The sequence below is a fragment of the Hyphomonas sp. genome (assembly GCF_046313975.1).
In the GTDB taxonomy this organism is placed as follows: domain Bacteria; phylum Pseudomonadota; class Alphaproteobacteria; order Caulobacterales; family Hyphomonadaceae; genus Hyphomonas.
This window is the reverse complement of the sequence record NZ_JBKBXB010000003.1, coordinates 39,729-53,981: the sequence shown is the minus strand read 5'-3', so window position 1 is coordinate 53,981 and position 14,253 is coordinate 39,729. Positions and strand designations below refer to the sequence as shown.

The window sequence follows — 14,253 nt, the reverse complement described above, 5'->3', positions numbered from 1 at the left end:
CCCGACTGACTCAGGAAACCGGATATGAGCAACACGGCCTGGTGGGCCCATGAGACGGCCATCATCGATGAGGGCGTCGAGATCGGCCCGCGCACGAAGATCTGGCATTTCGTGCACCTGCTGGGGCAGACCCGGATCGGCGCGGACTGTTCGCTGGGCCAGAACGTGATGGTTGGGCCGAAAGTGTCGGTCGGCAATGGCTGCAAGATCCAGAACAACGTGGCGCTGTATGAAGGCGTGACGCTGGAAGACGATGTGTTCTGCGGACCATCCTGCGTGTTCACGAATGTGCTGACGCCGCGGGCTTTCGTGAATCGCAAGAGCGAGTTCGGCAAGACCCTGGTGCGCCGGGGCGCGACCATCGGGGCGAACGCCACGATCGTGTGCGGTGCGCCGGGCGGCGTGACGGAGCTGGGCGAATACTGCTTCATCGCTGCCGGGGCGGTGGTGACGAAGGATGTGCCGGCCTACGCACTGATGGCCGGGGTGCCGGCGAAACGGATCGGCTGGGTGTCGAAGGCCGGCGAAGTTCTGGGCGCCGACCTCGTCTGCCCGCGCGAAGGCGAGCGCTATGTGCTGGAGGCTGGCCGGCTGAGGCCCGCCTGACGCAGCATGTGCGCCATTGCAGGCATCGTCTCGCTGGATGGCAGCCCGGTTCCGGAGCTGAAGGCGCGGCTGGCCGTGATGGCGGCCCGGCTGGCGCACCGGGGGCCGGATGGCGAGGGCGTCTGGCTGGACCCGACGGGCACGGCGGGCCTTGCCCACAGGCGGCTGGCGATCATCGACCTCTCAGACAGCGGCGCCCAGCCGATGGCCGGCAGCGATGGCTGCCAGATCGTGCACAATGGCGAGATCTACAACTATCCCGAACTGCGCGCGGAGCTGGAAGCCGCCCGGGCCTTCCGTTCACGGAGCGATACGGAAACCATTCTCGCAGCGCATGAGGCGTGGGCGGATGACGCGCCCCTGCATCTGAGGGGAATGTGGGCGTATGCCCTGTGGAATCCGGCCAGCCGCCGGCTGTTCGCCAGCCGCGACCGGTTCGGCATCAAGCCCTTCTACTATGCTGAGATCGGCAGCCATCTCTACTTCGCCTCCGAGATCAAGGCCATCCTGCCCTTCCTGCCGCAAATCGAGGTCAACCCGGCTGCGCTGGCGGAATACCTGACCTTCCAGTTCACGCTGGGGGGCGATACGCTGGTGAAAGGCATCCGACAGCTGCCGGCCGCACACAACCTGATCGTGGAGAACGGCCGCGTACGCGAGGTGCGCTACTGGGATGTTCAGTACACGATAGATCGCGGCCGCAGCGCCGGCTGGTTTCACGACCGCCTGACCGGCCTGACGGAAGATTCGGTCCGGCTGCACCTGCGGGCAGATACCGAGGTCGGCAGCTACCTCTCCGGCGGCATCGACTCGAGCCTCATTGCCCTGCTGGCCGCGCGCCAGCAGGCGGGCCGCACGGCTGCCTTCCATGGCACCTTCCGCGGCCTGGCAGGTTTTGACGAGAGCCGGTATGCCCGCATCGTGGCGGAAACGGGCGGCCTTGACCTGCACGAGGCCGCGCTCACGTCCGGCGATTTCCGCACGCACATCTTCGATGTGATCCGGCACCTCGACGAACCGATTGCCGGGCCGGGTGCCTTCCCGCAGTTCATGACGGCAAAGCTTGCCGCCTCGAAGGTGAAAGTCGTGCTCGGCGGACAGGGCGGCGACGAGATCTTTGGCGGCTATGCCCGCTACATCATCGCCTATTTCGAGCAGTGCATCAAAGCCGCGATCGACGGCACCTACAAGAACGGCAACTTCGTCGTGACAATTGAATCCATTGTTCCGCAACTGCCGATGCTGCATGAATACAAACCTCTGCTGAAGACATTCTGGGCCGAGGGCCTGTTTGACGAACTCGATGCACGCTACTTCCGCCTGATCAACCGCTCGGTCGACATGAAGGAGGAAATCGAGTGGGGCGACTTTCCGTCTGCAGACGTTTTTGAAGCCTTCCGGTGCGCCTTCCATGGCCGCAATGTCGGCAAGGAAGCCTATTTCGACAAGATGACACATTTCGATTTCAAGCACCTCCTTCCGGCTCTGCTGCATGTCGAGGACCGTATGAGCATGGCACATGGCCTTGAATCCCGCGTGCCCTTTCTCGATCATCCGCTGGTCGAGTTTGCCGCAACGGCACCCGCTGATGTGAAATTCTCCGGCGGGCGGTCCAAACAGATGCTGAAGGAAGCCTTCCGGACTGTTCTGCCTGCGGAGATTTCCGGCCGCCGCGACAAGATGGGCTTTCCCGTGCCGCTGGCCGGCTGGTTCAGGAGCGACCTGCGCGAACTTGTCGGCGACCTGTTCGGCAGCGCCGGTGCAGGCGACCTGCCCTATCTCAAGCCGAAGGCCGTGCGCCGCGCCTTCGACAACGGCCAGCCCTTCAGCCGCAAGAGCTGGGGCCTCCTGAGCCTCGAAATCTGGCGGCGGCAGATGGCGGAGATACGGCAGCAGCGTTTCAGGTAGCCGGCAAAGCGATCCGCCCCCCGGTCTGACGAGCCCGGACCCTCACGCAGAGAGCAGGCGCAGGATTTCAGTGACGGCCAGCTCTGCCGCGTTGCCCCTGCCATACTCTTCGATATCCCGGCGCGGGGTGATATAGACCGGCCGGGTCCAGAGCCGGTTCCAGCCGGCGTCAATCGTCTCCGTCCATTCGGTTTCATCCCGCAGGGTCGTGCACGGCACGCGATGAAAATAGGCCTCCTTCTGGACACCGCCGGAATCGGTCATGACTTCCGAGGCTCCCGCGAGCAGCGCATGGAAGCCGAAATAGCCGAGTGGCGGCATAAGCCGGAACCCCTGAAGCGAAACACCCAGAGCACGAACGGCTTGATCCGTACGCGGATGGACCGGGAAGACAACCGGGCGGCCATCCGCCAGCTTGCGCACAAAGGACAGGAGCGCTTCAAGGCGCGATGCCTCACCCGTGTTTTCGGCGCGGTGCAGCGTCAGAAGGACGTAGCTTCCCGGCTCAAGGCCCGCCTCGGCCAATGTGCTGTCGCAAGTGGCTCTGGATCTGGCATGCAGCGTGACATCATACATCACATCGCCGATCAGCCTTGCCTTGCCGGCCAGTCCTTCCGCTTCAAGGTTTTCAAGCGCCTTGCGGCTGGCACAGAGCAAAAGGTCGCTGGCATGATCGGCCAGGATGCGGTTGATCTCCTCCGGCGCCTCCCGGCGGCCTGACCGCATGCCGGCTTCAACGTGGATGACCGGGACATCAAGCTTGGCCGCCGCGAGGGCTCCGGCCAGCGTGGAGTTCGTGTCGCCATAGACCAGCACAGCGTCTGGCCGGTGGGCCAGAAGATCAGCCTCAATCGCCTCGATCATGCGTCCGGTCATCGCGCCATGTGAAAGCCTGCCGATGCCCATGTTCACGGCCGGGGCCGGAAGCTCAAGGTCCTGGAAGAAGGAGTCCGACATCTCGAAGTCATAGTGCTGGCCAGTATGAAGCAGGCGTTCGGCAAAGCGGCCCTGCCGGACGAAGGCCCGGCTCATCGCGGCTGCCTTCACGAACTGCGGCCTTGCTCCAACGATTGTCGTGATACGGAAGATGGTCATCAGGCGGCCCTTGCACTTTCAGGATAAAGGCGCCTGCGCGAGGCGACAAGCATTCATGCCAAACCAGTGGCAGGCTCCCCCAACTGAATGACCGCCAGAGAGCTGCTCAGGTCGCCGCCATTTCCTTTGGCCGCGCGGGTTCGATGCCATAAGCGCGGAGCATCACATCTGCTTCGCTCTGCCAGCTCAGCGTCATTGCGGCGGTCATCGAGGCTTGCTTGTAGGCATTGATCTTCTCGCGTGTCAGGTCGTTGATCTGTGCCGCGATGGCGTCGGGCGTGATCTGAGGCACCAGTGTTCCGAGCCCATGTTCCTTCACAAGACGGGCCATCTCGGGCAAGTCCGCGACACACAGCGCCAGCCGGGCCTGGACATACTCGAAAAACTTGTTTGGCAGCGTGAAACGTTTCTGGCGCGAAATATCAGGCTGCACGAAAAAGCCGATATCGGCCGCGTTGGCGCGCGGCACCATCTCGTTGAACGGCACGGGCGGATCGATCCGTACACGGTCCGTTACACCATGCTGGTCCGCCAGCGCCCTGAGGGACCCAATATAGTCATCTGGTCCCGGCCCCCGGATCACGAAGTGATATTCCGGCTTCCAGAGCTTCACGCTCTCGATGGTCTGCTCAAGGCCGCGCATCGGCGAGACGATGCCATGATAGAGTACCTCGATCCTTTCCCCGGCCGGCCGGAAGGGAAGATCGTGATAGAAGGCGGTCGAGCGGACAACGACCGGGCGCTTCTGCAGTTTGTAGGTGGACTGAAGCGCATCCGCGATGCCGTCGCAAACGGTTGTCACGACAGAAGCAGCCGGCAGGAACCGTTTCTCCATCGCATGCACCCAGGGCCGCTCGCGCCTGATCCATTTCGGGTCATGCATGTACTGCTCATAGGAGAACTCATGGCAGTCCACCGAAAACCGGCCACCGGACAGAGCGGCAAGCCGGGCGGCTATGGGCGCGGTGAAATAGTCATGCGCAATGGCAAGGTCGCAGCGCACGTTTTCAAGGGTTGCGATGTGTTCATAGATACCGTCGTAACCAGCATGGCTCCAGTAATAATCTTCCGCATACTGACCGGAATAAGGCGACAGGCGGCGTTTCCAGTCGAGCTTCACATTTTCAATCAGCCGGCGGGTTTCGTAGACATGCTCGACTTCGATATACCGCCAGAAGGCGGGCGGTTCCTGCCGGCCACGAAACCCTGCGACGATTACCGACCAGCCGGCATCTGCGAGTGCCTTAGACTGGCGCAGGACACGCGGCTCGTCCGTAACCGGTGTCAGCGAGATGATACAGACGGTTTTCGTCATTCTGTCGTTTCCCTGATGTCGGATGCAGCTGCAGCAGGCCCGAGCCGCCCGCCGGCATAAAGCTTCTGAGCAAAGCGTTTGAATCTGGCGAACTGATCCGGCGACATGTTGCGGCGGGACCAGCTGCCTACTGGCCGGATCAGCGGCACCGTGAGCTTCATGGCGTTGCGCAGCACCGCCGAGCCCATATTGGCGGCCGCACGTTGCCCCCAGCGGCCGGCCGATCTGACCGTGCCGGCCGGATCGATGTGTGCCGTGCGGAGCCATTGCCAGGCCCGGCCTGGAAATGTCCGCATGCGTTTCAGTCGCGCATCGGCGCGGGCCAGAACACTCCGGGTCGTCTCCCCCGAATGATAGCGGGCAGCCCGGTAATAGCGGAGATATTGCGCCGTCCCCGGGAGGTCACGTTCAGAGGAGGGGTAGTCCCAGAAGGTTTTGCGCGGGGCGGTCATGATCTCTTCGAACTCGGCCTCCGTCAGGCCCAGCTTCTTGGTCACGAACGCCCGGTCCTCACGTTCCATCTCCTCCGATAGCGCCGGCTTCTGGATCTCCCGAAGCGCCTCGTCGCGCGTGATGCGCCCGTTCGCCACAAGGCACGACAGGTGCGAGCGGCGCTTGTCGAACCCGAACTTCTTCGGAAGGATGTAGCCCTGATAGAACCGCGTGTAGATCGACTCATAGTGCTTGCCGCCATACGGCGTCCAGTTCAGCTCCCGCTTCATCACCTCCATCGCCTCCAGCTTGTTGAAGTCGATGTAGTTCAGCAGCGGAAACCGCTGGATCCGCTGGCGGTGCGGAAAGCGCACCATGTAGTCGTAATAGTCATAGTGCGGATACGTCTTCAGCTCCGCCCCCCCGAATGTGTCGTTCAGGTGCTTGATATACCCCCAGTCCGAATGACCATGGCTCCACGTCGCCGGAACCATGATCTCCGTCACGATGTTCGACCCGTCCATGATCCACCGGATCCCGTGCTTCGCCGCAAGCTTGTACAGCGTCGCAATGATCGCGTGGTCCGTCGGGATCTCAGAGTCCGGCGTCGAGGCCCGCAGGAACGCCACCTGAAGCCGCCGGAACTCCTCCCAGTCCAGAACCTCCGTGTGAAGATCAATCCCCAGGATCGTCACGATGTTCTCGATGTTGCGCACCGAAATCTCGGAGTTCCACCCATTGTCCAGATGAACCGCCAGAGGCCGAAGACCCAGCTGCTTCGTCACATACGCCACATAGGTCGAGTCCACACCCCCCGACAGGCCGAGAATGCAGTCATACTTCTTGCCCGCACCCTCCCGCTTGATCTGGGCAACAACCTTCGCAAGCTGCTGCTTGCCCTTCACTCCCGGATAAACCTCCGCCGCAACCCGCCGGTCATAATCATGGCAGTGGTTGCAAACCCCCTCCGCATCAAACGTGATCTCTGGGTCCGACGTGTCCATAATGCACCGCGTGCACACCCGGTAACCCGTCGAAGGCGCAAATACACGCTCCCCACGACGCCGCTCCCACCTGTCGTCGTCAAACGCCATCAGGGCCGCTCCTCAGCGTGCGAGACCGAGCAGGCCTGCGATCCGGACCGCGACGCGGTCCGGGCGCGTGACGGCGCGCCAGCCATAGCGCGCCGTGGTCTTCAGAACCCGCAGTCCGAAGCCCACTGTGCGGCGCGCCAGGTTTACGCCGCGGCGGAAGACATGGAGCATCAGGCTGGCGGCATGCCGCGCAAGACGCACCGCGAAACCCATGGCGCGGCGGGCGTAAACGCCCAGATAATAAAGCGCGCGTTTCGTATAGGCCCACGCATAGTAGAAGACCCGCTTCGTATAGGCCCAGGCGTAATAGAAGAAGCGCCTCGTATACGCCCACGCAAAATAGAAAAACCTCTTGATATAGTACCAGGTGAAATAGCTATACCGCTTCGTATAGGCCCACGCGTAATAGAAGAAGCGCTTCGTATACGCCCAGGCGAAATAGAAAAACCTCTTGATATAGTACCAGGTGAAGTAACTATAGCGCTTCGTATAGGCCCAAGCGAAGTAAAGGATGCGGTTGATCCACCATTTCGTGAAATAGGCGTAGCGATTGATATAATACTTCGTGTAATAACCAAGCTGATTGATGTCAGACTTGAAAAAGTCTCCGCCGAAGAAGCGCGCCTGCCAGATATAGTTCCTGTACGTCTTCGTCCCCGGGAGGTCGCGTTCAGAGGAGGGGTAGTCCCAGAAGGTTTTGCGCGGGGCGGTCATGATCTCTTCGAACTCGGCCTCCGTCAGGCCCAGCTTCTTGGTCACGAACGCCCGGTCCTCCCGCTCCATCTCCTCCGATAGCGCCGGCTTCTGGATCTCCCGAAGCGCCTCGTCGCGCGTGATGCGCCCGTTCGCCACAAGGCACGACAGGTGCGAGCGGCGCTTGTCGAACCCGAACTTCTTCGGAAGGATGTAGCCCTGATAGAACCGCGTGTAGATCGACTCATAGTGCTTGCCGCCATACGGCGTCCAGTTCAGCTCCCGCTTCATCACCTCCATCGCCTCCAGCTTGTTGAAGTCGATGTAGTTCAGCAGCGGAAACCGCTGGATCCGCTGGCGGTGCGGAAAGCGCACCATGTAGTCGTAATAGTCATAGTGCGGATACGTCTTCAGCTCCGCCCCCCCGAATGTGTCGTTCAGGTGCTTGATATACCCCCAGTCCGAATGACCATGGCTCCACGTCGCCGGAACCATGATCTCCGTCACGATGTTCGACCCGTCCATGATCCACCGGATCCCGTGCTTCGCCGCAAGCTTGTACAGCGTCGCAATGATCGCGTGGTCCGTCGGGATCTCAGAGTCCGGCGTCGAGGCCCGCAGGAACGCCACCTGAAGCCGCCGGAACTCCTCCCAGTCCAGAACCTCCGTGTGAAGATCAATCCCCAGGATCGTCACGATGTTCTCGATGTTGCGCACCGAAATCTCGGAGTTCCACCCATTGTCCAGATGAACCGCCAGAGGCCGAAGACCCAGCTGCTTCGTCACATACGCCACATAGGTCGAGTCCACACCCCCCGACAGGCCGAGAATGCAGTCATACTTCTTGCCCGCACCCTCCCGCTTGATCTGGGCAACAACCTTCGCAAGCTGCTGCTTGCCCTTCACTCCCGGATAAACCTCCGCCGCAACCCGCCGGTCATAATCATGGCAGTGGTTGCAAACCCCCTCCGCATCAAACGTGATCTCTGGGTCCGACGTGTCCATAATGCACCGCGTGCACACCCGGTAACCCGTCGAAGGCGCAAATACACGCTCCCCACGACGCCGCTCCCACCTGTCGTCCTGAGACATCTCCGCCCCGCCCGTGTTCTAATGGCCAAAGGCCGCCCTGAGTTTTGCTTCCTCAGGAAATGTGATCAGCACCGCGCGATGCGGCCCCTGGAAGACGAAGATGCTGCCTGCAGCTGCTGCAGAGGCGCCGCCCTGCCGGATGGCCTCAACCACATGGTCCAGGTTGCCCGCCCCGCCACATGCGATCACGGGAACATCCACTGCGGCTGCCACCTGCCGGATCAGCGGGAGATCATACCCCTTGAACGTGCCGTCCCGGTCTACAGAATTGACGATGATCTCACCCGCCCCGGCCGCTGCGACCTTCCGGGCGAAATCCAGGATGCCCACCGGCGCGGCCTTTGTGCCGGCATGCGTCATCACTTGCGGCTTGCCCATCCAGTTCTTTTTGACATCCATGCAGACGACCACCGACTGCGCCCCGTGGATGCGCGAAGCCTCGGCGATGAAATCCGTGTCTTCAGCCGCGCGCGTGCAAAGGACGACTTTCTCGACGCCGAGGCGGATGATCTGCGCGAAGTCTTCCTGCGTGCGAACCCCGCCGCCATAGGCCACCGGCATGAAGGCCTCGCTCGCGATCTCCTCGATCAGCTGGAAGTTCGGACGCCGGCCTTCGTTCGTGGCCGTGATGTCCAGCAAGACCAGCTCGTCACAGCCCTTGTCATTGAAAATCTTCACGGCGATGCGCGGATCACCGACGTATTTATGATCCTTGAACTGCACCGACTTGTAGAGGAGGTCGCCCTTGAGCAGAAGGACAGGTATCACTCGCGGACGATGAATCCTTGCGGGACGGGCAGAACCCGCAGATGGCGCGGTCACATCAAGCATATTTCAGTTCAGCCCTGATTTCGGACGGCACCCAGGCCGCAAAATTCCGGAACACCTGCATCCCGAACTTGTGGCTTTTTTCAGGGTGGCATTGCATCCCGGCGATGTTTCCGCGTGCGAAACCGGCCGTGAAATCCGAGCCGGCATAGTGCGACCGGATCAGCACGTCGGCCGGATCGGCGCACTCCACCCGGTACGTATGGACGAAATAAAAGCGCGGATCATCCGGCAGGTTTTCGACAAGCGGATGGGTCTGGCCCGGGTCGACAAAATTCCAGCCGATGTGCGGCAGGCGCGCCTGTGCGTGCACCGGATTGGCGCCATTGCGGAAATGCACGGTGCGGGCGTCTATCCAGCCGAGGCCGTTCAGGCTTCCCTCATCCGAAGACTTCGTCATCAGCTGCATGCCGAGGCAGATACCGAGGATCGGCACCTTGGCGCCGATGACCCGCTCGTTGAGAACATCACGAAGTCCAAGCCGCTCCAGGTTGGCCATACCCTGATCGAAGGCCCCCACACCTGGCAGGATCAGCCGGTCGGCCTTGGCAATTTCGGCCGGATCATTCGAGATCCGGGCCTCATGGCCAAGCCGCTTGAACATGTTCCGGATCGAACCGAGATTACCCATTTCGTAGTTCAGGATGACAATCACTCAGTCACACCTCTTGCTGTTCCGGCCCACGATCATGCCGATCATGGAGGATCTGATGCCCCCTGCGGCCAGGACAGACCCGGTCCGGCGGAGAACATCTATGTTTTCCTCTGCGGCAGTCTTGTCCTTGCCCGCCCGTATTGACGCCTCGGTTACGAGCAGCGCCAAAGCCGGGCCTGGCCACTTCAGGACTTCGACTGCAGCCCTAAGCTGCTCAGCACCCCTGCCGGGCGTTCCTACTACAGCCAGTCCTTCTTGCCTACCTGCCCCTGTCATTTCTCCCCGATCCTGAGGTGACGCCTCTGTCCGGACCGGGCCTTCGCAGCCCTGATATGTGCCGTCCCGTCCTACTATTTCGGCCCCGGCCTCCATGAGCCTCAGAAGCCCGGGATACCGGACAGCCGCCTGGATGACAGTAACCATCGTTGCCCTAAGAGGGGCGTCGTGTATCAAATGCTGCAGAACGGCGGCAAAATCCGTATCCTCCCGCAGGGTGCTGATCAGCAGGAATTCCGGCGGAGGCAGCATCTGTGCCGCAAACGTCTCCAACGGCTTCCCGGCCGAACGGACAAGCAGCGTGTCAAGCTCTTCCAGACGGGCCACTTCCTCTGCGGTGAACGATTCACCGGATGCCGGGGCAAGCCGGCTGATGATGCCCGAGAGGTCGCGGCTTCCTTCCGCCAGGGCGAGTATCAGACGCGCCCGATCGCCGCCCGCATTCAGCGCATCGACCAGCCGGGTGCCTCGATGTCCTTGATCCAGCAGCCGGAAGAATTGATCCAGACCGGTCCCGGCGGTGCGCACGATCAGCGTGTCGAGCTGGCGGAGGGCATCGAGCTCGTTCGACTGATACCGGTCGCCCGCTTTCGGCGCGAGGCGGCTGGCCAGACCGGCCAGCGCCTCCCGGCCAGCGGCCAGCGCTGAGAGCAGCCTCGCCGTGTCCCCGCCCGCACCCAGCGCAGCGAACAGAGGCGCAGCCTGCGCGCGCCGCGCCAGCGCCTCTTCGAGAAAGTCCAGCCCCCCCGGCCCGGCACCGGCAACGAGGCCGTCGATCCGGCTCAGCCGGGCGATCTCATCCTTGCTGAATACCGAGCCCTCTGCGGGCGCGAGGCGGCTGGCCAGACCGGCCAGCGCCTCCCGGCCAGCGGCCAGCGCTGAGAGCAGCCTCGCCGTGTCCCCGCCCGCCGCCAGCGCAGCGAACAGAGGCGCAGCCTGCGCGCGCCGCGCCAGCGCCTCTTCGAGAAAGTCCAGCCCGTCCGGCCCGGCACCAACGATCAGGCGGTCGATCTGTGCGAGCCTCCCGGTCTCATCGTGATCGAAGTTTGTGCCGTGTAACGGAGCAAGGCGCGTGACCAGCGTTGCCGCCTGCGGAGAGGACCTCGCCGCCATGGCAAAACGCGCCAGCTCCCCTCCGTGCGGCAGGTCCGCCATCTGATCGAGAAACCCCGCCTGCGCCGGAGAGAGACCGAGGACCGACAGGGCCGGCGCGAGAGCTGACATTTGCGCGCAGGCCTGCGCGTCAAATTGAAGGCGGTCAAAGGCGGCGGCAATCGATGCGTAGGTCGCCAGCACGGCCGGTGGAAGGGGCTGGCCCTGCTCATCTGCCAGCGAGGCATGGAGAGCGCCGGCGATCTCGGCCAGCGTGTCTGCCAGCCGGCGGGATGGGCTATCAGGTTCACACTTTGCCCGGATAGCTTCAATCTCCGCAACGAGAACCTGTATCCTGGCGGCGAGGCCGGCGGAGGTGAGCGCCTTGCCCCGCAGCGACTCCGGCAATTGCTGGCGCGCGACCCTGCCTTCGACCTGGGCGCCGAGGTCCGGCCAGCGGAACCCCTCGGCGCGGGCCTCCTCGGCGAGCGCCGCAACATATCCGCGCGCCGCAGCAGCCGGATCGAAAGGCTCGCCTGCTGGTTTTGTCTTCGACGGCCGCGATGTGTCCGCGATGGCCGACAGCACACGCGCCGCCAGCGTGCTGAACCGGAAATCCGGGTTCTGGACGAGCGCTTCCTGACAGGCCTTGATGCGGCGCCGGGCGGCCTTTTCGTCCGCCAGGCTGTCGAGCACGGCGTCGAGATTCGAAAGATCGCTCTTCAGGCTGATGTAATGCGTTTCCGGCTCGATCGCGCCGAGATAATGGCCCTCGACAAGGACCTGGCTTGCCTCGCAGACCGCCGCTTCAAGCACACGCGGCGTGAAACCGGAAAAGACATGCACGCCGTCGAGCCCCGGAAAGCAGGCCGCTTCGGTTTCCTCGAAACTTGCAGACGGATGGGCCGAAAGGAACGCTTCGATCCGGTCGGCAATCTCGCCATAAGGATCATGCAGGCTGAGGCCGCCTTCGGTCCCGAGCACGAACTTGCAGTCGCCGAGGAAATCATACCAGCCATCGCCAAAGAAAGTATCGGCCGGGTCGGTCGAGATATCCTGTTTCAGGCCGCGCGATATGGCAGCCGCCTTCACCGCCTCGGCGATGAGGCCCTTCATCCGCCCCTGACGCCCGCCCCGGTAGGGATACATCGTCACCCTCTGGCCGATCAGCCGCTGGCGCGCCTTCCAGGGTTTCGCATGTGTCTGCAGCAGGTCCAGCGAGTTGTCATCGATATAGCCCGACAGGCAGGACAGGAACCGGGCCGACTGAACACTTCGTGGATAGAGCACCGGCCAGTGCTCCGGCGCGCGCACCGAGAAGACGAACTGGAAGCCCCAGTCGGCGAACCAGTCGTCCATCAGGCCGCCGCAATTGGCATCGTCCTGCGGGAAGGCAACCTTGACGATCTGTTCATCCTTGAGAAAGGCCCACCGGTCCCGCAGCCTGAAATACAGATCCCGCGGCCGGATGGTGACGATCCCGAGGGACGTGCTTTCAAGGATGACAGCATCCCATGGCGCGGCGATAACCTCCGCAGACGGAGGGTCGGAAATTTTCTGGTAGTGATAGGTATGATGCGGCTGGTAACGCTCGAACGCGAATATGTAATCGAGCGTCGAGCGGCGGGCGCGGCCCAGATCTTCCACATTGTGAAGGACGAGGATGTTCATCTGCAAACCGCCCCCATCTGCCGCGCGGCGGCCAGCGCGGGCGGGGTGAGCAGGTCCAGATAGAGATCATGGCCGGCCTCGCTGAGGTGCAGGCCATCGGCGAGCACCAGACTTTCGAGCGCCGCGCCTGCCGCCAGCCGCGCCCGGAAGGCTGCCTCGATATCGGTCAGCACGATCTGCCCGTCGCGCGCGGCCACCTCGCGGATGATCTCGTTGTAGCGGCGGTTGCCGGCCTCGTAAGTGGCCGGGTGGTGCGCAAAGGGCTGCGTGTGGCGGGTCGTCGGGTGGTTGGTGTTCAGCAGCACCGGCCCGGCCCCGAAGGCGCGGGCCCGGGCGATGATCTCCTCGAGGTTGGCAGCAAAGGCCGCCTCGCTGACACGCGGCAGGCCCCGGTCGCTTTCCCAGCGGTTGGCGTCGTTCAGGCCGAACTGGACAAGGATCGCGTCAACCCCGGCGGCCTGGATGTCGAAGGCCATGCGCTCGAGCGCCTTGCGGGTCGTGTCGCCATTGATCGACGGATTGAGCACGCAGACCCGGCGGCCTGCACTGGCCAGTTCCGCCTCGATCCTCTGCGCCAGCCGCACCGCCCATGTCCTGTGCGGCGACACGCCCTGCCCGACGCAGATCGAGTCACCGAAGAAGGCGAAACGCAACTCTCTCTCGACCAGCCCTTCAGCCGTCATGTCAGGTCTCCCTGCAGACGCACAATCACGACCTGACGGCCGTTCGGAAAGACAGAGCCGTCATTGCCATTGAAGAGGTCAGGGGTCCAACCCTCAATCCTGCTGGCGAAGGGCTCCAGAGCGGCGCGCGTGCGTGCGCCATCGAAAGCCAGCATCGTGAGACGCTCCTCCAGCCCGGGTCTTTGCAGGGCATACCATCGCGGTGTGTTGTGGAATGTCAGAGACAAACGGACCTCGCGCGCCCTGGGCAAGGCCCAGTCAAGGAACATACCCAGACGCTGGTCGACATTCGGGAAAAGATCATTGGCCACGATGAGGTCCCAGCGGCCGGGATCAACGGCTTGCCAATCGCTGTCAAAATGCTCGAAGCCGCCCGACGCCTCTCTGATCGCCGAGAGGCTCCCTGCTGTTTCGTGAAACAGCGGATCGATCAGGCCGTAACGTCGTGTCGAGGCTAGCAAGGGTGTCAGCAAGGTCAGCCCCCCCCCCACATCGAGAAGTGAGGCCGGTCCCCCCGGCGACAGGCAATCGGCATAAAGCGCGTTATAAATCAGACGCTTGGGCGCTGACTCGTCAAGCCATCGCTGGGAGGTGAGCGGCAGGGTCACCTTGGCCTGCGCTGCAAGCCGGGCGACCGGATCGCCGTCCAGGTAGGCATGCAGCATGGCCGGATCGAGTCTTTTCATACGCTACTCCTGCGATGCCTGTAGCGGGGCCGCCGGGGCAGTTCAACCGAGCCCCTGAAGAGCGCTGGCGAACTTGAAACCGGCACCCGTTTCGCCTAGCCCTCGCCCGAACCCGCGCGGGAAGCCA

The 14,253-nt window shown here is 62.9% G+C and carries 11 protein-coding genes; 2 read left to right on the top strand and 9 right to left on the bottom strand.

Annotation, left to right across the window (positions count from 1 at the left end; all coding sequences use genetic code 11):
• The first annotated feature begins 24 nt into the window (after positions 1 to 24).
• Both ACK4TE_RS01880 and asnB read left to right on the top strand, forming a co-directional pair.
• On the top strand, positions 25 to 606 hold the full coding sequence (locus tag ACK4TE_RS01880; protein WP_409909775.1) for an acyltransferase: 582 nt from the start codon (positions 25 to 27) through the stop codon (positions 604 to 606).
• Between the two features lie 6 nt (positions 607 to 612).
• Entirely contained in the window at positions 613 to 2,514 is a 1,902-nt protein-coding gene (gene asnB / locus ACK4TE_RS01875; protein ID WP_409909774.1) for an asparagine synthase (glutamine-hydrolyzing), read from the top strand.
• A gap of 42 nt (positions 2,515 to 2,556) precedes the next feature.
• Here the strand turns inward: asnB and wecB are convergent, their stop codons facing one another.
• From wecB to ACK4TE_RS01830, 9 genes are all read right to left on the bottom strand, one after another.
• A complete protein-coding gene (gene wecB / locus ACK4TE_RS01870) occupies positions 2,557 to 3,609 on the bottom strand; it encodes a non-hydrolyzing UDP-N-acetylglucosamine 2-epimerase (RefSeq protein ID WP_409909773.1) in 1,053 nt (350 codons plus the stop codon).
• A gap of 106 nt (positions 3,610 to 3,715) precedes the next feature.
• Entirely contained in the window at positions 3,716 to 4,924 is a 1,209-nt protein-coding gene (locus ACK4TE_RS01865; protein ID WP_409909772.1) for a glycosyltransferase, read from the bottom strand.
• Positions 4,921 to 6,450 carry an N-acetyl sugar amidotransferase gene (locus ACK4TE_RS01860; RefSeq protein WP_409909771.1) on the bottom strand — a complete coding sequence of 510 codons (1,530 nt, stop codon included), beginning with the start codon at positions 6,448 to 6,450 and terminating at the stop codon, positions 4,921 to 4,923. Before ACK4TE_RS01860 ends, ACK4TE_RS01865 begins: the two co-directional genes overlap by 4 nt.
• A gap of 12 nt (positions 6,451 to 6,462) precedes the next feature.
• Positions 6,463 to 8,235 carry an N-acetyl sugar amidotransferase gene (locus ACK4TE_RS01855; RefSeq protein ID WP_409909770.1) on the bottom strand — a complete coding sequence of 591 codons (1,773 nt, stop codon included), beginning with the start codon at positions 8,233 to 8,235 and terminating at the stop codon, positions 6,463 to 6,465.
• 18 nt (positions 8,236 to 8,253) lie between these two features.
• Positions 8,254 to 9,003, bottom strand: a complete 750-nt coding sequence (locus ACK4TE_RS01850) for an AglZ/HisF2 family acetamidino modification protein (RefSeq protein WP_409909769.1) — start codon at positions 9,001 to 9,003, stop codon at positions 8,254 to 8,256.
• Positions 9,004 to 9,058: 55 nt separating this feature from the next.
• The gene (hisH, locus tag ACK4TE_RS01845; protein WP_409909768.1) at positions 9,059 to 9,718 is read right to left on the bottom strand and encodes an imidazole glycerol phosphate synthase subunit HisH; all 660 of its coding nucleotides are present in this window, start codon (positions 9,716 to 9,718) and stop codon (positions 9,059 to 9,061) included.
• The gene (locus tag ACK4TE_RS01840; protein WP_409909767.1) at positions 9,719 to 12,757 is read right to left on the bottom strand and encodes a hypothetical protein; all 3,039 of its coding nucleotides are present in this window, start codon (positions 12,755 to 12,757) and stop codon (positions 9,719 to 9,721) included. It lies immediately after the preceding gene.
• Positions 12,754 to 13,440, bottom strand: a complete 687-nt coding sequence (locus tag ACK4TE_RS01835) for an SGNH/GDSL hydrolase family protein (protein WP_409909766.1) — start codon at positions 13,438 to 13,440, stop codon at positions 12,754 to 12,756. The genes ACK4TE_RS01840 and ACK4TE_RS01835 overlap by 4 nt, the downstream gene beginning before the upstream one ends.
• Positions 13,437 to 14,126, bottom strand: coding sequence for a hypothetical protein (locus ACK4TE_RS01830; RefSeq protein WP_409909765.1), 690 nt, complete (start codon positions 14,124 to 14,126; stop codon positions 13,437 to 13,439). Before ACK4TE_RS01830 ends, ACK4TE_RS01835 begins: the two co-directional genes overlap by 4 nt.
• Between the last annotated feature and the right edge of the window lie 127 nt (positions 14,127 to 14,253).